A 24504-nucleotide genomic window follows, 5' to 3' on the forward strand; every position below is an offset into this window, starting at 1 on the left:
GAACAAGCCATGTCCGCACCCGCACCACAAACCGCCACAAAAGCTCTGGTTGAACTGGAAGGCATACACCTGTCCTTCGGTGACAATCAGGTTCTGAAAGGCATCGACCTTACGGTGAACAAGGGCGACGCCGTCTCCATCATCGGCCCTTCCGGCTCCGGCAAGTCCACCATTCTGCGCTGCATCAACGGCCTGCTCATCCCGCAATCGGGCAAGATCACTGTCGGCGGCACCCGTGTCGACCAGCTGAAGACCGAGGCTGAGCGCATTGCGCTGCGCAAGCGCATCGGCATCGTGTTCCAGCAGTTCAACCTCTTCCCACATCTGACGGTGATGGAAAACATCACCATCGCGCCGATCAAGATTCTCGGCACGCCGAAAGCTGAAGCCGAGCGCCATGCCCGCGAACTGCTGGAAAAAGTGCGTCTTTCTCAAAAGGTCGATGCCTATCCCGGCCAGCTTTCCGGCGGCCAGCAGCAGCGCGTGGCGATTGCCCGCGCGCTTGCCATGCGGCCGGAACTGGTGCTGTTCGATGAGGTCACTTCCGCGCTCGACCCGGAAACCGTAGGCGAAGTGCTCGCCGTCATCCGCGATCTCGTCAATGACGGCATGACCAGCATTCTCGTCACGCACGAAATGCGTTTTGCCGAAGAAATCAGCGACAATATCGTCTTCACCGAAAATGGCCTGATCGTCGATCAGGGCACGCCGGAGCATATTTTCTACAAGTCGACCAATCCGCGCATCAACGCCTTCGTGAAGGGACTCGGCGGACAGGGCGCGCGCGTGAATGACGGCGAAGGGATTTGATGCCATGACCGCCGACGAAAAGCTCACCCTTCATCTCGCCGAAGCGATTGCCGCCTCCGATCCCCTGCGTGACGAGGAGGCGGTGGCCATCGTCCGCATGGCGCTGATCGATTTTTTCGCCTGCGTGCTGGGCGGCGCTGCCGACAGAAGCACGAAAATCCTGATCGACAGCTTTACACCCGGCACGTCAGGCACTGCGGGCATTATCGGCCACGATCTGCGCACGGATGCCTTTACCGCCGCCCTCATCAACGGCCACGCCGGGCATGTGCTTGATTATGACGATGTCCATGGCAGCGTGCGCGGCCACCCGACCGTCGCCATCATTCCCGCTTTGCTGGCTATCGCAGTCGAAGAGAGCTCCACGGCCGATGCCTTCATCGCCGCCTATATCGTCGGGCTGGAAACCATGGCGCGTCTCGGCCTCTCGCTCGGAACGAAGCACTACGAAAACGGCTTCCACGCCACCGCCACGCTCGGCCCCATCGGTGCCGCGGCGGCGATTGCCCATCTCCTGAAATTCGATCCGCAGACAACGGCCGTCGCGCTTGGCCTCGCTGCCACGCAATCGGCCGGGCTTCGCCTGCAATTCGGTTATGACGCCAAGCCGCTGCATGCCGGGCTCGCCACGCGCGCCGGCCTTACCGCCGCGCGGCTGGCGCGATCGGGCTTTCAGGGCGCGCCGGATTTTCTGGAAAACTCCATCGGCTTTTATTCCGCCTTCGCCTTCGGCGCCGAGCAGCCGAAACGTGTTCTCTCCGGCTGGGGCGCACCCTGGCAGATCGTCTCGCCCGGCCTCACCCTCAAGGCCTTTCCCTGCTGCACCGCCAGCCATCCCGTCGCCGTCGGCGCGCTGGCGCTGCGCAACAGCAATGATCTGACGCCGGATGAGATCGAAACGGTCACCATCACCTTCCCGCCGGGCGGCGACGCCGCCCTCGTTGGGCCCGCCACGCCCACGACCGGCATCGACGCACGCTTCAGCGCTGAATATGTCTTCGCCGCAGCGCTGACGGATGGAGCACTCGGTATCGGCCATTTCGATGAGCGCCCGACACGCGGCGATCTGCTTGCCCTTTCCGCCAGAGTCTCGCGCCGGCATGACGAGACCGCCCGCCGCCTCTCGCCCGATCCGACCACCCGGTTCGTGGTCATTGATGTGACGAAGAAGGGCGGCACGATGCTGTCGCGCCGTGTCGACGGCCTCCCCGGCATCGATGACCCGACCGAAAAATTTGCCGATGCGACCGGCGGCAATGAGAAATTCGCCGGCATTCCGGCACTGGTGCGGTCCATGAAAACCGCAGCCGACCTCAGGAAGCTCGAAACGCTTCTGGTATCGCAAATATAACTCGACCGACATGAAGGCATGATCCCCATGACCACCACGACACGCAAAAGACAGATGCATCTCGGCCTTTTCCTGCAGGGCGCCGGGCACCACGTTTCCGGCTGGCGTCACCCCGATGCCGAAGCCGGCAGCGAAAATTTCGATCTGCTCACCCGTGTGACGAAAATGGCCGAAGCGGCGAAGTTCGACATGGTATTCTTGGCCGACGGCCTGACCAGCGGCGTTGACGCCCATCCCTCGATGATCGCGCGTTTCGAGCCGCTGACCCTGCTGGCAGCCCTTGCCATGGTCACCGACAAGATCGGGCTGGCCGCCACCGCCTCCACCACCTATGGCGAGCCTTACCACACCGCCCGCGCCTTCGCTTCCATCGATCATCTCAGCCACGGCCGCGCGGCGTGGAACATCGTCACCACCTCCTATGCCCGCACGGCGGCTAATTTTTCCAAGGACCATCCCGAGCATGACGAACGTTATGCGGTGGCGGAAGAATATGTGAATGTCGTTCGAGGCCTGTGGGACAGCTGGGATGACGACGCCTTCGTCAAGGACAAGCAGGCGGGCCGCTATGTCGATCCGGAAAAGGTCCATATCCTCAACCACGAGGGCAAATATTTCACGGTCAAGGGACCGCTCAATATTCCGCGCTCGCCGCAGGGCCACCCGGTTCTCATCCAGGCCGGCTCTTCCGGGCCGGGGCAGGATCTCGCCGCCCGCACCGCCGATATCGTCTTCACCGCCCAGCAGGCGATTTCCGAAGCGCAGGCCTTCTATACCAGCCTCAAGGCGCGCGTGGAGAAGTTCGGCCGCGACCCGGCCAGCGTCGCCGTGATGCCCGGCTTCATGCCGATCATCGGCAGGAGCTTCGAAGAGGCCGGCGAAAAGCTGAAAGAATTGAACCGGTGGACGGACATCAAGAGCGCAATGCCGCTGCTTGAAGAACGCATCGGCCACAGCCTCACTGATTACGATCTCGACGGCCCGCTGCCGGACCTGCCGATTTCCGACCAGCTGCGCAGCCGCGCCGAACTTCTGACCGAACTGGCGCGCCGCGAAAAGCTGACGATCCGGGAGCTGGCGCTGCGTGTCGCCGCCGGCCGCGGCCACCATATCGTCATGGGCACGGCGAAGGATGTGGCGGACCGGATGCAGCAATGGTTCGAAAACGGCGCAGCCGACGGCTTCAACGTCATGCCGCCCTTCTTCCCCGGTGGGCTGGAGGAATTCAACCGCGAGGTCGTTCCGCTCCTGCAGGAGCGCGGCCTGTTCCGCAAGGACTACGAAGGCTCGACGCTGCGCGACCACCTCGGTATCGAACGACCGGCGCTGCGGTGAAAAAGCCATGCGGATGCCCGTTCAAAGGCATCCGCATCCACCGAATCTCATTCTCAAGCTGAAGCGGGCCTGAGCCCGCACCTTTACGCGGCCGCCCGTGCCGACGTCTGGTCGCGCCGGGCCGTATTCGGAGTATCCGAGCGGGTGGACGATCCGTCTTCCCGCTGAACCGTGCGGCGGTTCAGCTTGAACAGGCTGACAAGCTGCGCCAGCGCATCCGCACCCTGCGCCAGCGTCGTGCTGATCACCGTGGTACGGGCGCTCATCGCGGCGTTTTCCTGTGTCATCCGGTCCAGCCGGTTGACCGCCTTGTTGATCTCGCTGATGCCGACGGCCTGCTCGTCCGCCGCTTTGGCGATCATGTCGACATTGCCGTCAATGTGCCTGACCAGCGCGTCGATCTGCTTCAGCGCTTCGCCGGTTTCACCCACCAGCCTGACGCCTTCCAGAACCTCGGTGCCGGAATTGTTGATCAGCGCCTTGATTTCCTTCGCGGCATTGGCGGAACGCTGCGCCAGCTCGCGCACTTCCTGCGCCACGACGGCAAAACCCTTGCCCGCCTCGCCCGCACGCGCAGCTTCCACGCCGGCATTCAACGCCAGCAGGTTCGTCTGGAAGGCGATTTCGTCGATCACACCGATGATCTGGCTGATTTCCCGCGAGGCCGTCTCGATACGCTGCATGGCATCGACGGTCCGCTCCACGACCTCGGTGGAAGCCACGGTGGATGTCCGCGCGCTCTGAACGAGCTTGCGCGTCTCTTTCATGTTTTCTGTCGATGAACGGACCGTCGCGGTGATTTCTTCGAGTGCTGCCGAAGTCTCCTCGAGCGCCACCGCCTGCTCACGCGAACGTTCGGCGAGATTGACGGAGGCTTCGCTGACTTCCTGGCTGCTGCGGGTCAGGTCTCCGGTCTGGCCGAGAACGTTTTCCAGCGTCTTCTGGAATTCAGCGATGGATTTATTGAAATCGCAACGCAGCCGTTCGAACTCGCCGACGAAGGGTTTGTCCAGCGTAATACGAATGTTGCATTGAGAAAGCCGCTCGAGCGCAGCACCAAGTTCCTCGACCGCATGCATCCGGTCCGTCACATCGAAAGCGAATTTCACCACCTTGAAGACGCGGCCCCGATCATCGATGATCGGATTATAGGAGGCCTGAATGAAGACGCGTTTGCCATCCTTGCCAAGGCGCATGAACTGCCCCGTCGAGAAATGGCCCTTTCCGAGTTCCTTCCAGAAATCCCGATAGTCCTGGGACTGGGCATAGGCCGGCTCGCAGAACATCGAATGATGTTTGCCGATAATGTCTTCCGCCGTGTAACCAAGCGTCGAGAGGAAATTTTCGTTGGCGCTGAGGATTTTTCCGTCAGGCGTAAATTCGATCATGGCCTGCGCGCGGGAGAGCGCCGCCAGTTTCCCGTCATCCTCAGCGCTCTTGCGCTTGATCGAGGTGATGTCGGTTGCAATCTTGACCACCTTGTAGGGTTTACCGAAACGGAACACCGGATTGTAGGAAGCTTCGATCCAGATTTCATCGCCATTCTTGGCCCGACGTCGATACTGACCCTGATCGTATTCGCCACGCGACAGCTTCGCCCAGAAGCTCTTGTATTCAGGCGAGGCCGCATCTTCGGGAGACAGGAACATGCTGTGGGTACGCCCAACGATTTCAGACTGCTGATAGCCGACGGCCTTGCAGAAATTATCGTTGGCTTTCAAAATCTTGCCGGTCAGATCGAACTCGATGATGGCCTGTGAGCGGCTCAGCGCATCAAGCACCGCAGAAGCATCCAGACCGAGTTTGGAAAAGTGAGACATCTTTTTGAACCCTCAAACAGTAATCCATATGCAGACCTGTTCCACCCTCGAAATATAGAGATGAAAAACGGTCGGCCCGCCTGCACGCGAAACTAGCCGGACACCGTTAAATAGCGATTAATAATGAACTATAACTATTGATCCGGAGCCTCAATCGACTGCCGGTATGCTTCATCGCGAATATATTCGCCTTGTCTATTTCGGACCGCTTATTTGCCACAGTGCTGATATTTCTGCGCCGGCAACACGATACGGCCTTTCATCGGGGCGGCATTCATTGTTATGCGGGGTTGAAAGATTTGTGTTGCAGGAGCGCCGATGACCAAAACCCTGAAATGCGATGTGCTGGTGATCGGCACCGGCATTATCGGTTCCATGGCGGCGCTTTATCTGCAGAATGCCGGACGCGAGGTGGTGCTGCTGGAGCGCGGCGAGGTTGCCCGGGGCGCGAGTTCCGGCAATGCCGGCATTCTGGCCTTCCCCGAAATCATCCCCATTCCGGCTCCCGGCATCATGAAAAAAGCACCGCGCTGGCTGTTCGATCCGCTCGGCCCGCTCAGTGTGCCGCCCGCCTATGCGGCAAAGATCGCTCCCTGGCTGTGGCGTTTCTGGCGCGCGAGCGCCGAGCGCAACTTTCGCCATGGGCTGAAGTCACTCACCGACATCAACCGGCTCGCTGCCATGGAAATGGCCCATGTCGCGGCGATGCCGGAACTTTCGCACCTCGTTTCGAAAAGCGGCACGCTCGATCTTTATGACAGCGAGGCAAGTCTCAATGCTGCCCGCAGGGACTGGGACGAAAAGGAAAGCGCCGGCTTCACCTTTCAGCGCGTCGGCCGCCCTGAAATCGAGGAACTGCAGCCGGGTCTCGCGCCGCAGTTCCGCCATGCCATGTTTTCACCGGATGGCCTGCAAGTCTCCGACCCTTACGATTTCACCCGCGCCATTTTCGATCTGGTAATCGCCCGCGGCGCCAACCTGCGCAAAGGCGAGGCCGAACGCATCGACGCCGTCGGCGAAAGTACGATCGTGACGCTGGAAAATGGCGACAAGATCGATGCCGACAAAGTGGTGATCGCCTGCGGCGCCTGGTCGAGAAAACTTGCCGCGACGCTTGGCAACATCGTGCCGCTGGAAACCGAACGTGGTTACAACACCACGCTTTCCCCCGAGGCCTTCAACCTGACGCGCCAGCTTTATTTCAACGACCATGGCTTCGTCGTCACCCCGCTATCGACGGGCATCCGCATTGGCGGCGCGGTCGAACTCGGCGGGCTGGAACTGAAGCCGAATTTCCGCCGTGCGGAAGCCATGCTGAAGAAAGCAGGACGCTTCCTGCCCGGCCTCAAACTGGAAGGCGGGAAACAATGGATGGGGTTCCGCCCGTCCATGCCGGACTGTCTTCCCGTCATCGGCACGGCACGCGCCACGCCCTCCGTCATCTATGCCTTCGGCCATGGCCATCTGGGGCTGACACAATCGGCAGCAACCGCCCGTCTGGTGACGCAACTGGCCAGCGGCGAGGAGACGGAAATCTCGGTCGATCCTTTCCGGCCGGGACGTTTTTCCTGAGTTCAGGAAGACGGGACTATTTCACCGGCTGCATGGAATCGTCTGGAAACACCACCTCGGCGAAGGACGGATAGACCTTGCGCAGGATAGTGACCTGCTGCTGGTCGCTCACCCGCAGCAAATACCAGTCCGCACCGTCCATCAGCGCCAACGTGTGGGATTTCGCCTCGATCGTCTGGCCGCCGGTTTCCATAACCGTCCTGGTCGGAATGAGTGCATAGGGCGTTCCATCAGACGTTTGCGCAAGGCTGATCGCCTGCGTATCCATGGTGAACTCGGTTATCTTGACGGCCGCGAGCGCCATCTGCATCTGCGCGGTCAAAGCGCCACGCAATTGCTCCACGGTAATACCCGCTTCGCCTGCGATGAATTCAAAGATTTTCGGCGGCACCGTCTTGCCGACGACATCGAAATCCTGCGCGCTCAAAGCCGTCTGAAATCGCTCTATCTGCGTGCGAAGACTGTCCTGCTCGGCAGGTGAGAGATCGCGTGACAAAGCGGGATGCGTAACCGCCACCAGCAGAAACAGACAATATAACAGACGCTTCATGGCTTGGCCTTTCCGGTTATCCGGCATCGCCCGGTCCCCGCAACGGGAACCGCTCATGAACGGGATCGTTCAGCGCAGCAGGAAGAAACCCGCAGCCGACAGCACGACGAAGACGACCAGACCACCAAGGAAGCCGGCGGTGGTGAAGAAACCCGCGACCATGGCCAGCATCAGCACGCACAGCATCATGGTGCCGTACTTCGTCAAGGCCAGAAAACCGTTATAGGTCTTTTCGTGCTCGGCGTAGTTCATCTCGGCGCCGACCTCGACAGGACCCGTGTGGTGTTCGCTCATTCCGCTTCCCCTTGTGCTCCATCCGCCATGCCCGTCGTGCGGGAAAATCTGCCCGCGAACGATCACGGGCCCATGCCGGATTCTCCGTAGCCAGAGGTAACATGAAGTCGCCGAAAAGCGCAATGCGTTCTCAGTGAAAGAGCGGCAACGGCATGCATCGTTACCGCTCAACCGGGCAAAACATGTCATAGGGCAACATTCTTTCGCAAACGGTTGAAAAGGGCGGTCCGCCAAGCTGTTTCATGGTGGTTTTGGTTGCTTTTCGAACCGCCTGACCATACACGGGATTCTGTGGGGAGGAACTCTGGAACCTGTGGCAGCGGAAGCACGTGGAGGCGTGGCCGCAGCAGGGGCGCCGGGCTTTGCTCTCCGCCATAAACCCGCAAAGGGCCCGAAAAGGGAAGAGGGGAAAGTTATGAAATCGCTTTTAAAACTAAGTGCGCTGATAGACCTTGCAAGCGAAGCTCTGGGCAAGGTTGCCGGTTATCTCGTGCTCATCTGCTGCCTCGTCAGCGCCGGCAATGCCATGGTCCGTTACGCCCTGAACTACAGTTCAAACGGCTGGCTGGAAATCCAGTGGTACATGTTCGCTTTCATCGTGCTGATCGGTGCATCCTACACGCTGCGCATGAATGAACATGTGCGAGTGGACATCATTTATGGCGCGATTTCACCGCGCAGCCGCATCTGGGTGGACATTATCGGCATCGTGCTGTTCCTGCTTCCCGGCTGCTTTTACCTCGCCTGGCTTTCCTGGCCCATGTTCACGCTATCCTGGCATCAGAGCGAAATGTCCTCCAATGCCGGCGGCCTCATCCGCTGGCCGGTGAAATTCATCATCTTCGCCGGTTTCGCCCTTCTGGTTCTTCAGGGTTTTTCCGAACTCATCAAGCGCATAGGCGCCCTCAACGGGCTTTATGCGCTCGATACGAAGTACGAAAAACCCCTGCAATGATCGCACCGATCTGAACCTTCAGGATATTTCCCATGTTCGAATATGGTATTCTTCCGCCACTGATGTTCCTCGGCATGATCATCTTCATGCTTTACGGATTTCCGGTTGCTTTCTCGCTCGCCACCGTCGGTCTCGTTTTCGGTGTCATCGGCATCTTCACGGAGCATTTTTCACCGGCCTTTCTTCAGGCCCTGCCGCTGCGCATCTTCGGCATCGTCTCGAACGACCTTCTGCTCGCCATCCCCTTCTTCACCTTCATGGGCGCGATCCTCGAGCGATGCGGGCTTGCGGAAGATTTGCTTGAAGGGACCGGCAAACTGTTCGGCGCCATTCCGGGCGGTCTCGCTTATGCCGTCATCATCGTCGGCGCGATCCTTGGCGCGATTACCGGCACCGTTGCCGCCTCGGTCATCACCATGGGCGTCATCTCGCTGCCGATCATGCTGAAATATGGTTATAATCCTCGGCTTGCCACCGGCGTCATCGCCGCATCGGGAACGATCACGCAGGTCATCCCGCCTTCGCTGGTGCTGATCGTGCTTGCCGACCAGCTCGGCAAATCCGTCGGCGACATGTATCTGGGCGCCATCGGCCCCTCAATCCTGCAGGTCGCCATCTTCATGCTCTTCATCCTGTTCATGTCGGTCGTGCGGCCGAAGGACCTGCCGGCGCTGCCGCCGGAAGCGCGGGGAGAGCTCAACCGGGCGCTGGTGTTCCGTGTGCTGGCGGGCATGATCCCCTCCATCGTGCTGATCTTCCTCGTGCTCGGCACCATCTTCCTCGGCCTCGCAACGCCCACCGAAGCCGGTGCGCTCGGGGTCGTTGGCGCCATGGCGCTGGCCGCCGCGCACCGCCGCCTCACCTGGGACCTCATCAAGCAGGGCATGCATTCCACCATGCATATTACCTCCATGGTAGTGTTCATTCTGGTCGGCGCCACCTGCTTCTCCCTCGTCTTTCAGGGCATGGACGGTTCGCTCTGGATCGAGCATATGCTGTCGGGCATTCCGGGCGGCCCCATCGGCTTCCTGATTTTCGTCAACATCTTCATCTTCTTCCTCGCCTTCTTCCTCGATTTCTTCGAAATCGCCTTCATCGTCATTCCGATGCTGGCGCCGATCGCCCAGTCGCTCGGCATCGACCTCATCTGGTTCGGCGTTCTGATCTGCATCAACATGCAGACGAGCTTCATGCACCCGCCCTTCGGATTTGCGCTGTTCTACCTGCGCTCCATCGCGCCGCGCACGGTCAAGACATCGGATATCTACATGGGCGCCATCCCATGGCTCGGCATGCAGCTCATCCTCGTCGCCATCGTGATCTTCTGGCCGGAATCCGTCACCTACTGGTTGGACAAGGCGCCCGAGGTCGATCTGAATTCCATCAAGATCGAAGTGCCCGCCTTCGGCAATCAGGGTGGCAACACCATGCCCAATTTCGGCCAGCCGGGTGGATTGCCGGGCATGCCGAATCTTGGCGAGCCCCCGAAGATCGGGCCCTGATCGGCGTCTTGTAAGGACTAGGCGAAACGCTTATGATTGCGGAGTGGAAGACAGGGTTGCGCCCCTGCCTTCCGTTTATTCTCTTTAGAAATGGAACCGGACAGTCACTGACCAGCCTGTCCGGTTTTTCCTAATGACGAATGCAATGCTCAGCGTTTTCCACATCGCATCACCTCCACAGTTGAGAGCAAGGCCTTTGCCGAGGTCGGCGTGGCCAATCCTCGCCGACACTCCGGCTGGTCGCGGAGCCTGCTGCTTTTGCCCACAACGGAATTGATCGTAAATCATCCTTTGTTGTCGGATGCGTGAAGGCATGCGCGCGCAACAAAAACCCCGGAGACCGAAATCCCCAGGGCCTTTGCTCGGTCCGCCGTCACCGAATAATCAGAGCTTGCCGTTACGCTGCTGGATCATCATGAAAGTATCGAACGTGTATTCCGCAAGCTGCATCCACAGATAACCTTCGCGCTTGAAGGCGACCTGATCTTCGTAGATCTTCTTGAAGTCCGGATTGGAGGCCGAAATATTAGCATAGACTTCCAGCGCGGCCTTGTAGCAGGCCTCGAGGATTTCCTGGCTGAACGGCCTGAGCACCGCACCTTCAGAGACGAGCTGCTTGATGGCGATCGGGTTTTTCGCGTCGTATTTCGCCATCATGCTGGTGTTGGCGAAGGCGCAGGCGTCCTGCAGCGCCGTCTGGTAGTTTTTCGGCAGGCTGTTCCACTTCTCCAGATTGACGAAGGAATGGATGACCGGGCCACCTTCCCAGAAAGCGGGATAATAGTAATATTTCGCCACCTTCTGGAAGCCGAGCTTGTGGTCGTCATAAGGGCCGACCCATTCCGCCGCGTCGATGGTGCCTTTTTCCAGCGCCGGATAGATATCGCCGCCGGCAATCTGCTGCGGTACCACGCCGAGCTTTTCCACCACCTTGCCGGCCAGACCGGCGATGCGCATCTTCACGCCCTTGAAATCGTCGACGGTATTGATTTCCTTGCGGAACCAGCCGCCCATCTGCGCACCGGTATTGCCCGAAATCATACCGTAGAGATTGTGCTTGGCGTAAAACTCGTTGAGCAGCTTGTTGCCGTTGCCTTCATAGAACCATGAGTTCGTGAGGCGGGCATTGAGGCCGAAAGGTATGGCCGTGCCGATGGCGAAGGTCGGATCCTTGCCGACGTAATAATAGGAGCAGGTGTGGCACATCTCCACCGTGCCGGATGATACGGCATCGGCCGCCTGCAGGCCGGGCACGATTTCACCGGCGGCAAAGGGCTGGATGGTGAAATTGCCGTCGGTTGCGGCGGCGACATGCTTGGCAATATCTTCCGCGCCGCCATAAATCGTGTCGAGCGATTTCGGAAACGACGACGTCAGGCGCCAGTTGATCTTGGTATTCTGCTGTGCAATGGCGGGCGCGGCCAGCGCTGCCGTGGCAGCTCCCGCAAGCGCACCTTTTTTCATAAAGGAACGGCGATCCATCTATATCCTCCCAGATATGAACGCTGCCCGCAGCTTTGAATTCCCCTCGTTGCTGTTCAGGCATCACAGCAAAGTAAGCACGGTTACGGCCCGGCTGACAAGCACCCGCACCAAGAATTAATCGCGGAAAAACCGGCCTTTCGGGGAATTCTTGGAAACTCTGCTTCGTATTTTATTTTCGACTGAAATATCCCGGCATCGCCTTATACTTTAGGCGCATAAAGGATCGTCATAACGCAAAACGCGTGCTTGACTTGGCCAGCCGGCAGTCGCACAAATTTCGAAGATTCGTCCCGGAGCCACCATGCCAAAACCCATTATCGCCGTTCCCGCCGACATCCGGCATTTCACCGGAGCCGACTGGCACGCCGCGCAGAACCAGTATGTTTCCGCCGCGCTGAAAGTGGCTGGTGTCATGTCCTTCATCGTTCCGGCCTTCGAGGACGGGAACGAGGTAGACGCCATTCTCGACCGGGTGGACGGCCTGCTCGTATCCGGCTCCGCCACCAATGTGCATCCTGCCCTTTACGGAAAAGAGGCGCAGGAAAGTGACGGCCCGTTCGATCAGGCCCGCGACGCCACCAGCCTGCCGCTCATCCGCCGCGCCATCGAACGCGGCATCCCGATGCTGGCCATCTGCCGCGGTATTCAGGAGCTGAACGTCGCGCTGGGCGGTACGCTTGCGTCCGAAATTCAGGAACAGCCCGGCATATGGGACCATCGCAAGCCGGAACATGACGACCGCGACGTGGCCTTCGCCATCCGCCAGCCGGTGCATGTGCGCGAAGGCTCCTGCATCGCACAGCATCTCGGCATGTCGGGTGAAATCCAGATCAATTCGCTGCATCGGCAGGCAATCGCCGAAACCGCGCCGCGCCTGCAGGTGGAGGCGACAGCGGCAGACGGCACCATCGAGGCCGTTTCAGTCATCGACGCCAAGGGATTTGCCGTCGGCGTGCAATGGCACCCGGAATATTGGGCTGAGACCGACGCGCCGTCGCGCGCTTTGTTCGAGGCCTTCGGCAAGGCCGTCCACGACTATCGAAACAGCAAGGCATGAACCTTAGCCGATCCCCCTCGGCTCACAGGAACACAAAAAAGGGGCAAGCCTGAAGGCCTGCCCCAAGTCTGGGAGGAGGATTTAGCGCTTTGCGCGTTTCTTCTGTCGGTAGACGTCGGCAACGACCGCGGCCACGATGATCAGGCCCTTGACGATTTCCTGGTAATAGGCGTCCACCCGGAGGAAGGTGAAGCCCGACGTCATGACACCGAGGATGATGGTGCCGATCACCGTTCCGGTGATGCGGCCGGCACCGCCGGCGAGCGATGTGCCGCCGATGACGGCTGCGGCGATGGCGTCGAGTTCATACATCACGCCCATGCCGGCCTGCGCCGTCTGTGCGCGGGCGGCGGTGACAACACCGGCAAGACCGGCGAGCAGTCCAGCAATGGCGTAGACCTTGATCAGATGCGCCTCGATATTGATACCGGACACGCGTGCCGCCTGCTGGTTGGCGCCGATGGCATAGGTGAACTTGCCGTAGCGGGTGTAACGCAGCGCCACGTGGAAGATGACGGCAACGACGAGGAACACCACGACCGGCCAGATGCCCGTGCCGATGAAGTTGAAACCGTCCGTCAGACCGGAGATCGGCTGGCCCTTCGTATACCACTTAGAAAGACCACGCGCCGTCACCATCATGCCAAGCGTTGCGATGAAGGGCGGAATTTTGGTGCGGGCGATGAGTTGCCCGTTGATGAAGCCCGCAAGGGCGCCAGCCAATATCCCGACGGCGAGCGGTATGAAGAAGGGCAGATCGGTCAACCCCGGGTAAAGCGCCCGCGGCCATGTGGATGATTGCGCCACGCTGGCGGACAGCATCGCCGTCAGGCCGACGACGGAACCGGAAGAGAGATCGATACCGCCGGTGATGATGACCTGCGTGACACCAACCGCGATGATGCCGATCACCGAGACCTGCAGGATCATGATCGTCAGGCGCTGCTGGTTCATCAGGAAGCTCTGGCCGATGAAAATCCAGCCGAGAATTTCATAAACCAGCGCGATGCCGATCAGCACGAAAAAGATATTGGCCTCCGGCGGGATGCGCCGGTGCGGCTTGCGTCCGGATTTTGCGTCCAACTCTGTGTTGGCGGCGGCGTTCGTATTCATAGTCATTCCTCCTCGAGAAATCCCGGCGCGCCTCACCGCGATGCGAGATCCATCACTTTAACCTGCGTGGCTTCACTTCTATCGAGGAAGCCCGTCACCCGACCTTCATGCATGACCATGACACGGTCGCTCATACCCAGAACCTCCGGCATTTCGGAGGAAATCATGATGACGGCGACGCCCTGGCGCGCCATCTCGCAAACCAGCTTGTGAATTTCCGCCTTGGCCCCGACATCGATGCCGCGCGTCGGCTCATCCAGAATGAGAATACGCGGCTTGGTCAGCATCCAGCGGCCGATCAGCACCTTTTGCTGGTTGCCGCCAGACAGGTTCTCGATGCGCTCGTAAAGATGCGGCGTCTTGACCCGGAGCTTGCGGCACATCTCCTCGCAGGCATCCGACAGCGCATTTTCCTGCACGAAGCCATTGGCGACATATTTGTCCTGCAGGACGGCGATCTGCATGTTCTCCAGAATATTCAGGATCAGCAGGCATCCCGTGTCCTTGCGATCCTCCGTCAGGAACGCCATGCGGTGACTGATAGCCTTCGTCGGGCTGTCGATCGAAACCGGCTTGCCGTCGATTGCAATCGTGCCCGAGGATGCGGGCGTTACACCGAACACCGTTTCCGCCACATTGGAGCGGCCCGATCCGACAAGGCCGGCAACGCCGAGAATTTCACCGGCGCGCACCTCGAAGGAAATGTCATGGAAAACGCCGTCGAGCGTGAGATTCTTGACCGAAAGCACCACGTCGCCGATCGGAACCTCTTCCTTCGGGAACATCTGGGTGATTTCACGGCCCACCATCATGCGGATGATGTCGTCACGCGTTACATCGGTCGAGGCGTGGGTGCCGATATATTTGCCGTCGCGGAAAACCGAAAATTCATCGGCGATCTCGAACAGTTCGTTCATCTTGTGGGTGATGTAGACGATACCGATACCGCGTTCCCGGAGATCGCGGATGATGCGGAAGAGATGCTCGACCTCGCGCTCCGTCAACGCAGATGTCGGCTCGTCCATGATGAGAACATCGGAATCATAGGAAACCGCCTTGGCGATCTCGACCATCTGGCGACTTGCCACCGAAAGCTCGCCGACACGGGTTTCCGGGTCGAGATCGATGCCGAGCCTTTCCAGCAGCGTTTCGGTGCGGCGATACATTTCGCCGTGATCGATAAGGCCCAGCCGGTTCTTCGGCTCGCGTCGTATCCAGATGTTTTCCGCCACCGTCATATAGGCCATCAGGTTCAGTTCCTGATGGATCATGGCAATGCCGTTTTCCAGCGCATCGAGCGGGGAATCGAGACGTATGTCGGCGCCTTTCAGGCGAATTTCGCCACTGTCCGGCTGGTAGATGCCGGCCAGGATTTTCATCAGCGTCGATTTTCCGGCGCCATTCTCGCCCATCAGCGCATGCACGGTACCGCGCTTCAGCTTGAACTGCACATCATCAAGCGCCACGACGCCGGGAAATTCCTTGCGTATGCCTTCCGCCGCGAGAAGATACTCCGCATTCGGCACGGCTCCGCTGGCGCGCACGGCGGCCATTGTCGATGGACTGACGACCATCTCATCCTCCACAATAGACAAAAATGACCGGAAACAGGCTTCGCCAGACGGCGCACCTTGCCTCCGGGGAGGCTTGCAGCGCCATGCCGATCACGACATGAAAGGCGCTGCAACACTTTGAATTCACTGAAATTCAATCGTAATCCGCTTGCGCACCGAAGCTTGTCTTCGGCGCCGTCGGAAACCGGCATCTGCCTCCAATATCGATCTGAACGGGCGCAGATGCCGGAAGGCGGCCGTTAGTTCTTGGCCACGTAGTCCTTGACGTTTTCAGGCGTGACGAGCTGGAAAGGAATGTAGACCTTCTTCTCCACCTTGTCGCCCTTGACGAGCTTCAGCGCGGCATCGAGAGCGCCCTTGCCCTGCCCTGCCGCATCCTGGAATACCGTCACATCCAGATCGCCCGCCTGCATCGCGGCAAGGGCGTCCTGCGTGGCGTCAACGCCGGCGACGACATAGCTCTTCATGTCCTTGCCTGCGGCCTTCAGGGCCTGGATCGCGCCAATCGCCATTTCATCGTTGTTGGCGATGACGGCATTGAATTCGATGCCGCTGGAGAGCCAGTTGGTCACGAGGTCGGAACCCTGCGTGCGCTGCCAGTTCGCGGTCTGCTCTTCAACGACCGAAATACCCTTGCATTCGTCGGTCTTCAGAACGTCCTTGGCAGACTGCGTGCGCATGCGCGCCGCCTGGTTGGAAAGCTCACCCATCATGATGACCGCATTGCCCTTGCCACCGAGAAGGCGGCAAACTTCTTTCGCTTCAAGCGTGCCGGCCACCGTCTCATCGGAGGCGACGAATGCCTGGCCGTCCGGCAGGCTATCGACGTTCACCGGCTGGCGGTTGACGTAAACCAGCGGAATCTTGGCGTCGGCGGCGAGCTTCGACATGGCCGCCGTCGCATCCGTATCAACCGGGTTGACGATGATCGCGTCGACCTTGGACGCGATGAAATTCTGGATCTGGCTCTGCTGCTTGGCGACGTCGTTCTGGGCGTCCTCGACCTGCAGGGTCACGCCCTTCAGTTCCTTGGAATAATCCTGCATACCGTTGCGCAGCACGGTCAGGAAGTTGTCGTCGAACAGCGCCATCGAGACGCCTACGGTCTCCGCATGCGCCGCCGTGCCCAGAAGCACAGACATGGCTGCGCCGATGATAAATTTCTTCATTGTTTTCTCCTCCTCGGTGTCCGGCGCCACCTCTCCCAGCCGGAGGCGAACCCGAGAGCCCGCCGCTACCTCCTCACAGCCAGAAAACGGAATAATGAAACCGATTTTCTGCCTGTTCGATATATTTATTCCATTTTTGGTCCGAACGTCAATGCTTTCTTCACGGCAAGGCGGCGAAGCGGCACACAAGGCGGTGATTAAGGAGGATTTCAGGAGGAAGGAGCTCGGGGGCGTATTGCCGAGAACCGAGCCGAAGCTTTTTCAACGTCGCCCCCACCCATCAGGCGAGGATCGATAAGCCGTTGAAATCATGGATCCTCGGGCCGAAACCGAGGATCACGAGGAATATGGCGGAAGGTCCGTTTTCAATGCCGGACCCGCAGACCCCGCCATTGGCAAGGCCACCGGCGGGTCACATCTTTTCGCTTGCCGCGCCCATGTGAGGCACCATTCCACCGGCGAAAATACGCGGTAAGGAAACGGGTTCAGTAGAATGGGCGTGTTGGTGCACCACATTCTATCGATGGGAACCGGGCATGACATCGGCGGGAATCGGGCAGACATATTTGCTGCCCTCGGTCTTTTCCTGCCACTCCCTTTTAGCATTGGCGAGCAGTTCAGGCGAGGTCATGAGCACAAAGCCGGTCGATGCGAGTGCTTTGGCGGCATGGGCCATGGCCTTGTGGGCGGCGGGGCTTTTGCCCTGCGCCACCACCTGCCAGGTGTGCGGATTGGTGCCGATCGCCCAGGCGGGCGTCCAGCACTGTGCGGTTGGCGTCACCCAGCTCACATCACCGACATCGGTGGAACCCGCCCTAAAATGCGACTGGCCCTCGAAATCCCGCAGGCCGAGATGCAGGGGTGTCGATCCATCGATCTTCCGGTTGGAAAAGACATCGCCCTTGATCTGGTAGAGCCGGATGCTGCTTTTGATCGCCTCGTCAGTGAAAGTGTCCTGAATGCGTTTGGCGAAAGCGATATCCGCCTCGTCGAAGGCGATGGGGCCTAGCGTCACCATGTTTTCATGCATCGCCATTTCCAGCGTGATGTTGGGCAGGAGATTGGTGGAGGCGGTATCGAAGACGATTTCCACCTCTGTTTCGGTCATCATCGCCGCGCCGCGCGCCACCTTGTCCACCCGCGCGGCAAGATCGAGCGCCTGGCGCATTTCCGGGGCACGGATCAGATAGAGCACTTCCGCCCTGGCCTGAACCACATTCGCCGCCTTGCCACCGGTATCGGTGATTGCATAATGCACCCGGCAATCCTGCGGCATGTGTTCGCGCAGGAAATTGACGCCGACATTCATGAGTTCGACGGCATCGAGCGCCGAACGCCCTAGATGGGCAGCGTTGGAGGCATGGGCCGCAACACCCTTGAAACGGTAAAAATATTCCAGCACGGCCAGATTATTGGTCGAGCGCACGCCGTTGAAGGGCGCGGGGTGCCACGTCAGCGCCGCATCGACATCGTCGAACAGCCCGGCGCGCACCATGAAGGTCTTGCCGGAACCGCCCTCCTCGCCGGGGCAACCGTAATAACGCACGGCGCCGGGTAGATTATTGGCTTTCAGATGCCGGGCGAGCGCAATAGCGGCCATCAATGAGCCGACGCCAAGCAGGTTGTGGCCGCAGCCATGGCCGGTGGCGCCCGCCTCGCGCGGCTGCACCTCGGCCACATCGGCCACCTGGCTCATGCCGGCCAGCGCATCGAATTCACCGAGAAAAGCAATGACCGGCTTGCCGCTGCCGAATTCGCCTATGAAGGCCGTCTCCATGCCTGCCACTCCACGGCGAACCGCAAAGCCATTTTCCTCGAGCGCGCCCGCCAGAACGCCGGCAGATTGCTGCTCCTCGAATTTGAGTTCGGCAAAATCCCAGATGCTGTCGCTCAAGGTGATGAAATCGGGCTTTATTGCCTCGACTTCGGCGGCAATCGACATCACGGCATCACGGTTCATGGCTTTTCCTCGCATTTCCGCCCTTTGCGGGCACGCGCAAGCGCTTCGGCAGATGCACCGCCAAATCCTTACGCTCTATGATGGAAAGCCCGCGCCGGGGTCCGCCTCCGGCGCGGGCATAGTGAATCAGTTGTCGACCGAGACTTCCCAGAGACGGGCGTTCGACTGCCAGACCGGCTGGCCCTTCAACTTCTTCGTCGCGCCCCAGACATCGACCATGTCGTAAAGGAAGATGCCCGGCATTTCCTTCAGCATCAGCTCATGGAACTCGTCGAAAATCTTCTGGCGCTTAGTCTGATCGGCCTCCACATAAGCGGCCTTCATCAACTCTATCGCCTTCGGATCGTCCCACATCAGGGAGGCATTCTTGTCCTTGTTGCCGACATAGAAGGCATACATCAGCGCCGGGTCGAGACGCGGGGCGACCGACTGCGAGATCACCTGATAATTGCCGGAGCGGCGACGATCCACCTGCGTGGCATAGTCCAGCACCTCGATCTGCACATTGAGACCCGCCTGCTGCATCATGGCCTGCGCCATGACGGCAGCCGGGAAGCTCGGCACGTTGCCACGCTTGTTGGCGATGATGGAGATCGGCTCGCCCTTGTAACCGGCTGCCTCCAGCTCCTTTTTCGCGGCCTCGACATCATAGGCCGGGCGCTTTTTCTGGGCCTCGTCATAATAAACCGAGTCCTGCGAGACCATCGAGCCGTTGGCTTCGCCAGTACCGTTCGATGCGGCAGCGACCAGTTCATCGAGATCGAGCGCCATCGCCATGGCGCGGCGCACGCCGGGATTGCTCAGCACCTTGTCCCGGGTCTGGATGTAGAACAGGTTCTTGCCGTTGTTGCGGGCGACGATGAGCTGCATCTTCTCATTGGTCTTGAACTCCGGAATGAGATCGGGCGAAATTTCGGCCGTGTCCAGCACGCCCGATTCAAGCCCGGCCTTCACGGTCGAGGCATCGGGAATGACCATGAATTTGATGCCATCGGCGAGCGGCCGCTTGGAGCCGACCATACCGTCCGGCTTGCCGTCATTTACCGGCGAAACATAATCGGCAAATTTCGCGAGGCGGATATATTCGCCCTTCTTCCACTCGTCCCACTGGAACGGTCCGGTGCCAATGGGCTTGACGAAGCTGCCATCGGCAGCAACCGATTCCGGCGAGATCATGCCGGTATAACCGCATTCCGGCCGCGACATGAGACCGAGGAAAACGGCGGAGGGTTTTTCAAGGGTAATCTGAACCGTGGATGCATCCGTGGTCTTGACGCCGGTGACGTGTGCTGCCCCGCCCTCAGCAAAATCGTTGAGGCATGCCCATTTGGTTTCCGGCTTCAGATAGCGCGTCCAGTTCCAGACGACATCCTCCGCGGTGAGCGGCTTGCCATTGTGGAACTTCACATCCTTGCGCAGCTTGAACGTATAGGTCAGGCCGTCGCCCGAAACATCGACGCTTTCAGCGAGAAGCGGCTTCACCTCGCCGGCATTGTTATAACCGACAAGGCCCTCGACGATGTGCAGGATCACCCCATCCGTATTGCCGTCGCGGTTCACGCCGGGATTGTTGCTGCGCAGATCCGAGCTTTGGGCGATGGTGATGTCGCGGGCCGCCGCGATATTGGCCGTTACCAGCAGGGCAACGCCTGCGAGAAGAAGTTTTTTCACTGTTCTACCCTCTTTGTTGTCGTTGATATTGATTGATTAAAAACCGTCCCAGCAGGCCTGTGCCAGCCGGCCGATCGTTTCGAGCGCGATGGTGTATCCCGGCGTACCGTCAGGCATCACCTGCGGCACCTCGTCGGTATAGGTGGTGATGATGAAGGACGGCGCGCCGTTTCTGTAGACGATGCCGGCATCCATGCGCCCGCGCTTGCCGCGACCACTCTTGCTGGCCACCACGGCCTCGAAAGGCAGGCGGGAGCGAATTCCATAACGCAAAATCTGGTTCTTCAGCGTCTGCATCGCCCATTCGCACAATTGCGGGCTGCAACCGAGCTTTGCCTGCGCCTCCGGCGACGATTGCGCATCGAGAATGGTCTGCAGCAGAAGCACCTGATCCGCCGCCGAGGTGGTCGTAACTGTCTTCAACGGATGGTCAGCCGCCAGCGCCAGCGGCGGAATGAGGAAACGATGATGGGTATTGGCCATGCCGAGCGATTTGCAATAGCCGTCCACCTCTTCCAGCGTCAGCCTCTCCAGCACCATCTTGGTGCAGACATTGTCGCTCAGCACCATCATTCCGGCGACGGCATCGCGAAGCGAAATGACGATGCCCGGCGTCATATAACGGAACATGCCGCTCGCAACCTCTTCCGCCAGCCGCTTTTCATAGGTGACGGGCTGGTCGAGATCGATCCGCCCTTCGCTGGCGGCCTTGAGCACGGCCATCATGATCGACGTCTTGCGGGTGCTGCCCGATGGCGTCTCCTCGTTTTCTCCCCGGCCGATCTCTTCGCCGGTCAGGAGATTGCGCACCATGAAGCGCGTCACGAAAGGCTGTGCATCACAGATCGCATTTAATTGGGCAGCCACAGTCATTGTCATCTTCCTGTTAAACTTCATCTTCCAGACGCCATTTCAGTGTCACGCCACCCTTTTCATTCTGGTCGAGGGCGGGAATGGCCGAGAGCAGCCGGCGCGTATAGGCCTCCCTCGGACTGTCGAAAATCGTGTCGCGGTCACCCTCTTCGATGATGCGGCCGTCCTGCATGACGACGACACGGTCGGCCACCTGCTCCACCACGCCGAGATCGTGGCTGATGAACAGGCAGGAAAAACCGTAACGTTTCTGCAGATCGGAAAAGAGATCGAGTACCTGCGCCCGCACCGTCACGTCGAGCGCCGAGACCGGTTCGTCGGCAATCAGGAACCGCGGACGGCGGGCAATGGCGCGGGCAATCGCCACGCGCTGGCGCTGCCCCCCGGAAAGCTCATGCGGATAGCGGGCGGCAAAATCGGCGCCGAGCCCCACTTCCTCCAGCGTTTCCAGCGCCCGCTTGCGCTTGGCGGCCTGATCGAGGTCAGGCACGAGGCGCAATGCCTCCTCCACCAGCGCCTGAATGGTCATGCGCGGATCGAGCGAGGAATAGGGATCCTGAAACACCATCTGGCAGTTGAGGCGATAATCCTTCCAGTCCTCGTTGCGCTCGCGGCCCTGAAAGCGGATACGCCCTTCGCTTTCCTGCACAAGCCCGGCAATGGTGCGGCCAAGCGTCGTCTTGCCGGAACCGGAACCACCAACGAGCGCCACGACCTCACCCTCATGAATATCGATGCTGACGCCATGCAGCGCCCGCTTCGATTTGGCTTTCTTCAACAAAGATTTGCGGCCGGCATAATCCACAACGATATCGCGGGCCGAAACCATTGGCGCCCTGGAGGTGTCGATACTGCGCGGCTCACCACGAAACGGCAGGGAGGAAAGAAGTTTCTTCGTATAGGGGTGCTGCGGCGCGTCCAGCAGGTCCTCGGTGCGGCCCTGTTCGACGATCGTGCCTTTTTCCATCACCACGATGCGGCTGGTAAAACGTGCCACCATCGGCAGATCGTGACTGATGAGGAGAACGGCAGTGCCTTCCGCCCGCGTCAGCTCCACCATCAGTTCCATGACATCGCGCTGGATGACCGCGTCAAGCGCCGTCGTCGGCTCATCGGCGATCAGCAAAGCCGGTTTCAGCAACATGACCGAGGCCAGCATGATGCGCTGGCGCATGCCGCCGGAAAACTCGTGCGGATAGGCCGCCAGCGCACCTTCGGGATCGCGGATGCCGACCCGGCGCAGCATGTCGAGAATTTTCTCGCGGCGCTCTTCCGGCGACAATTTCGTATGAAGGATCAGCCCCTCTTCCAGCTGCCGGCCAATCGTCATCGATGGGTTGAGGGAGGTCATCGGCTCCTGAAACACGACGCCGATTTCCGCGCCGCGCAGACGCCGAAGCTCCTTCACCGGCAGGGACATGACATCCTGCCCCTTGTAGACGATCGATCCGCCGGTGACGGCGATAGCCGGAGGCAGAAGCGAAATGAGCGCGCGGGTTGCGAGCGTCTTGCCCGAGCCGCTTTCGCCGACGATGCCGAAGATTTCGCCCGCGGCAATATCGAAGGAGACATCCTTGACCACCCGGTGGCCGGTTCTGGCGACTTCGAGCGAAAGGCCGCGAACGGTGAGAAGTGTGTTGTCCGTCATTTGAGACCTCTCATGCGCGGGTCAAGCCTGTCGCGAAGGGCATCGCCCAGAAGATTGATGCCAAGCAGCGTCAGTGCGATGCAGAGACCGGGGAAAAGCCCGAGCCAAACGGCCTGCTGGATGAAGGGACGGCCGGCGGCCAGCATGTTGCCCCAGGTGGGCGCCGGCGGCGGCACGCCGAGGCCGAGGAAGGAGAGCGCACTTTCCGAGAGGATGGCCCAACCGAACATGGAGGTGGCAAGAACCGTGATCGGCGCGATGCAATTGGGCAGGATGTGGCGGAACATGGTGTAGATCTCACCATTGCCCATCACCAGCGACGCCTCGATGAATTCCCGCTCACGCAGAGAAAGCACCGCGCCGCGCACCACGCGGGCCATGGATGGCGTATAGGCGATGCCGAGCGCGAAGATAATGCCATACTGGTTGGCGCCGAAAACCGCGAGCAGGCCGAGCGCGAGCAGAATGCCCGGAAAGGCGAGAAGCGCATTGTTGATGGCCATGATGACGCCATCCACCCAGCCGCGCGCATAACCGCTGACGAGGCCGATCAGCGTGCCGCAGACCGTCGCGAAGCTGACCGTCAGGAAGCCGATCCAGACGCTGGCGCGGGCACCCACCATCAGGCGGCTCAAAACATCGCGCCCGAATTCATCGGTGCCGAGAAGATGGCTGGCGCTTGGGCCGGCCAGACGCGAGGCAAAGCCGAGCTTCATCGGGTCATAGGGCGTCCAGAACAGACCGGTTGCGGCGGTGATGAGCAGGAGGGCGATGAGAAAGCCGCCGATAAGCCCGTTAAGTGTGAACTTTTTCATTCGGCAACCACACGCGGATCGAAGAGGGGATAAAGAAGGTCGACGAAGAGGTTGACCAGCACATAGGACAGCGAGACGAACAGCAGGCATCCCTGAATGACGGGGTAATCGCGGGCGAAAATACTGTCGACCATCAGCCGTCCGAGCCCCGGAATGGTGAACACTGTCTCGATGACGGCGATGCCGCCGAGAAGATTGCCGAGGATAAGGCCGATCATCGTCCATGTCGGGCCGAAGGCGTTCTTGAAGGCGTGCCGCCAGAGAACGGCGCTTTCCGAAAGGCCCTTGGCGCGGGCATGGGTGATGTAATCCAGCCGCAGCACTTCCAGCGTGGAGGCACGCGCCATGCGGATCAGAACGCCCATTTCATGGATCACCAGCGTCATGACGGGCAGGACGAGATAGAGTAGGCCACCGACGAAATTGTCGCTGATCGACACATATCCCAGCACCGGCAACCAGCCGAGCTTGAGGCCGAAAAACAGAAGAAGCAGAAGACCCAGCCAGAATGTCGGAATGGACAGAAGCAGGGTCGCCGTTCCCACCAGTGCAAGATCGGTGAGGCTGTTCTGTTTCCAGGCGGCGATCACACCGGCCGGAACAGCAATCAGGCTGGCGAGCAGCACCGCGACCACGACGATCTCGGCGCTGACGAGAAAACGCGAGACGACCAGCGGCAGCACCGCCTCATCATTGACGATGGAGCGGCCGAAATCGCCCTGCACCACATTGCCGGCCCAGATGAGGAACTGTTGCGGCATGGATTTGTCGAGGCCGAGTTCGGTCCTCATCGCCTCTATCTGCTCCGGTTGCGCCATGTCGCCCAGCATCAGCGCAGCCGGATCGCCCGGAATGAAGCGGATGAGCGCAAAGACCGTGATCGACACGAATGCGATCGTCGGCAGCGCCATCAAAAGACGGCTCAGTATGAATCTTATCATCGGTTCCCC

General features: G+C 60.0%; 20 protein-coding genes. 7 read left to right on the forward strand and 13 right to left on the reverse strand.

The features are described 5' to 3' along the window. Positions 1-9: 9 nt before the first annotated feature. Genes ACQZ5N_RS05115 through ACQZ5N_RS05125 form a run of 3 tightly spaced genes read left to right on the forward strand, consistent with a single transcriptional unit; the run spans position 10 to position 3496 of the window. On the forward strand, positions 10-810 hold the full coding sequence (locus tag ACQZ5N_RS05115; RefSeq protein ID WP_448732294.1) for an amino acid ABC transporter ATP-binding protein: 801 nt from the start codon (positions 10-12) through the stop codon (positions 808-810). Between the two features lie 4 nt (positions 811-814). Continuing rightward, a complete protein-coding gene (locus tag ACQZ5N_RS05120) occupies positions 815-2161 on the forward strand; it encodes an MmgE/PrpD family protein (protein WP_448732295.1) in 1347 nt (448 codons plus the stop codon). 18 nt (positions 2162-2179) lie between these two features. Beyond that, positions 2180-3496, forward strand: coding sequence for an LLM class flavin-dependent oxidoreductase (locus ACQZ5N_RS05125; protein ID WP_448732296.1), 1317 nt, complete (start codon positions 2180-2182; stop codon positions 3494-3496). An 83-nt stretch (positions 3497-3579) separates the two neighbouring features. Here ACQZ5N_RS05125 and ACQZ5N_RS05130 read toward each other — a convergent pair whose 3' ends face one another. Continuing rightward, positions 3580-5316, reverse strand: a complete 1737-nt coding sequence (locus tag ACQZ5N_RS05130) for a methyl-accepting chemotaxis protein (protein WP_020813289.1) — start codon at positions 5314-5316, stop codon at positions 3580-3582. A 318-nt stretch (positions 5317-5634) separates the two neighbouring features. Between ACQZ5N_RS05130 and ACQZ5N_RS05135 the strand changes: the two genes are divergently transcribed. Beyond that, positions 5635-6888, forward strand: coding sequence for an NAD(P)/FAD-dependent oxidoreductase (locus ACQZ5N_RS05135; protein WP_448732297.1), 1254 nt, complete (start codon positions 5635-5637; stop codon positions 6886-6888). A 16-nt stretch (positions 6889-6904) separates the two neighbouring features. Here ACQZ5N_RS05135 and ACQZ5N_RS05140 read toward each other — a convergent pair whose 3' ends face one another. Next, positions 6905-7438 (reverse strand): hypothetical protein, encoded by a 534-nt coding sequence (locus tag ACQZ5N_RS05140; protein ID WP_448732298.1) that lies wholly within the window; start codon positions 7436-7438, stop codon positions 6905-6907. A 69-nt stretch (positions 7439-7507) separates the two neighbouring features. Continuing rightward, entirely contained in the window at positions 7508-7732 is a 225-nt protein-coding gene (locus ACQZ5N_RS05145) for an aa3-type cytochrome c oxidase subunit IV (RefSeq protein WP_003524572.1), read from the reverse strand. A gap of 415 nt (positions 7733-8147) precedes the next feature. Here ACQZ5N_RS05145 and ACQZ5N_RS05150 point away from each other — a divergent pair, with 415 nt between their 5' ends. Next, positions 8148-8687, forward strand: coding sequence for a TRAP transporter small permease subunit (locus ACQZ5N_RS05150; RefSeq protein ID WP_020813285.1), 540 nt, complete (start codon positions 8148-8150; stop codon positions 8685-8687). 32 nt (positions 8688-8719) lie between these two features. Then, on the forward strand, positions 8720-10189 hold the full coding sequence (locus ACQZ5N_RS05155; RefSeq protein WP_003524574.1) for a TRAP transporter large permease: 1470 nt from the start codon (positions 8720-8722) through the stop codon (positions 10187-10189). Positions 10190-10573: 384 nt separating this feature from the next. Here ACQZ5N_RS05155 and ACQZ5N_RS05160 read toward each other — a convergent pair whose 3' ends face one another. Beyond that, positions 10574-11671 (reverse strand): TRAP transporter substrate-binding protein, encoded by a 1098-nt coding sequence (locus ACQZ5N_RS05160; protein ID WP_003524575.1) that lies wholly within the window; start codon positions 11669-11671, stop codon positions 10574-10576. Between the two features lie 304 nt (positions 11672-11975). Here ACQZ5N_RS05160 and ACQZ5N_RS05165 point away from each other — a divergent pair, with 304 nt between their 5' ends. Beyond that, positions 11976-12731, forward strand: a complete 756-nt coding sequence (locus tag ACQZ5N_RS05165) for a gamma-glutamyl-gamma-aminobutyrate hydrolase family protein (protein ID WP_020813283.1) — start codon at positions 11976-11978, stop codon at positions 12729-12731. 81 nt (positions 12732-12812) lie between these two features. On the opposite strand, the gene ACQZ5N_RS05170 is transcribed toward ACQZ5N_RS05165, so the two are convergent. The 9 genes from ACQZ5N_RS05170 to ACQZ5N_RS05210 form a co-directional block, all read right to left on the reverse strand. Beyond that, positions 12813-13844, reverse strand: a complete 1032-nt coding sequence (locus tag ACQZ5N_RS05170) for an ABC transporter permease (protein ID WP_003524582.1) — start codon at positions 13842-13844, stop codon at positions 12813-12815. A 32-nt stretch (positions 13845-13876) separates the two neighbouring features. Further along, entirely contained in the window at positions 13877-15418 is a 1542-nt protein-coding gene (locus ACQZ5N_RS05175) for a sugar ABC transporter ATP-binding protein (protein WP_059753249.1), read from the reverse strand. A gap of 239 nt (positions 15419-15657) precedes the next feature. Beyond that, the gene (locus tag ACQZ5N_RS05180) at positions 15658-16587 is read right to left on the reverse strand and encodes a sugar ABC transporter substrate-binding protein (RefSeq protein WP_003524584.1); all 930 of its coding nucleotides are present in this window, start codon (positions 16585-16587) and stop codon (positions 15658-15660) included. Positions 16588-17104: 517 nt separating this feature from the next. Next, on the reverse strand, positions 17105-18547 hold the full coding sequence (locus ACQZ5N_RS05185; protein WP_448732299.1) for a M20 family metallopeptidase: 1443 nt from the start codon (positions 18545-18547) through the stop codon (positions 17105-17107). A 126-nt stretch (positions 18548-18673) separates the two neighbouring features. Continuing rightward, positions 18674-20218 carry an ABC transporter substrate-binding protein gene (locus ACQZ5N_RS05190; RefSeq protein ID WP_448732300.1) on the reverse strand — a complete coding sequence of 515 codons (1545 nt, stop codon included), beginning with the start codon at positions 20216-20218 and terminating at the stop codon, positions 18674-18676. Between the two features lie 36 nt (positions 20219-20254). Then, positions 20255-21091 carry a serine hydrolase gene (locus ACQZ5N_RS05195; protein ID WP_448732301.1) on the reverse strand — a complete coding sequence of 279 codons (837 nt, stop codon included), beginning with the start codon at positions 21089-21091 and terminating at the stop codon, positions 20255-20257. 13 nt (positions 21092-21104) lie between these two features. Then, positions 21105-22739 (reverse strand): ABC transporter ATP-binding protein, encoded by a 1635-nt coding sequence (locus ACQZ5N_RS05200; protein ID WP_448732302.1) that lies wholly within the window; start codon positions 22737-22739, stop codon positions 21105-21107. Further along, on the reverse strand, positions 22736-23554 hold the full coding sequence (locus ACQZ5N_RS05205) for an ABC transporter permease (protein ID WP_078052511.1): 819 nt from the start codon (positions 23552-23554) through the stop codon (positions 22736-22738). The genes ACQZ5N_RS05200 and ACQZ5N_RS05205 overlap by 4 nt, the downstream gene beginning before the upstream one ends. After that, a complete protein-coding gene (locus ACQZ5N_RS05210) occupies positions 23551-24495 on the reverse strand; it encodes an ABC transporter permease (protein WP_104679684.1) in 945 nt (314 codons plus the stop codon). The genes ACQZ5N_RS05205 and ACQZ5N_RS05210 overlap by 4 nt, the downstream gene beginning before the upstream one ends. Positions 24496-24504: the final 9 nt, after the last annotated feature.

Source organism: Agrobacterium sp. 22-221-1 (assembly GCF_053522445.1).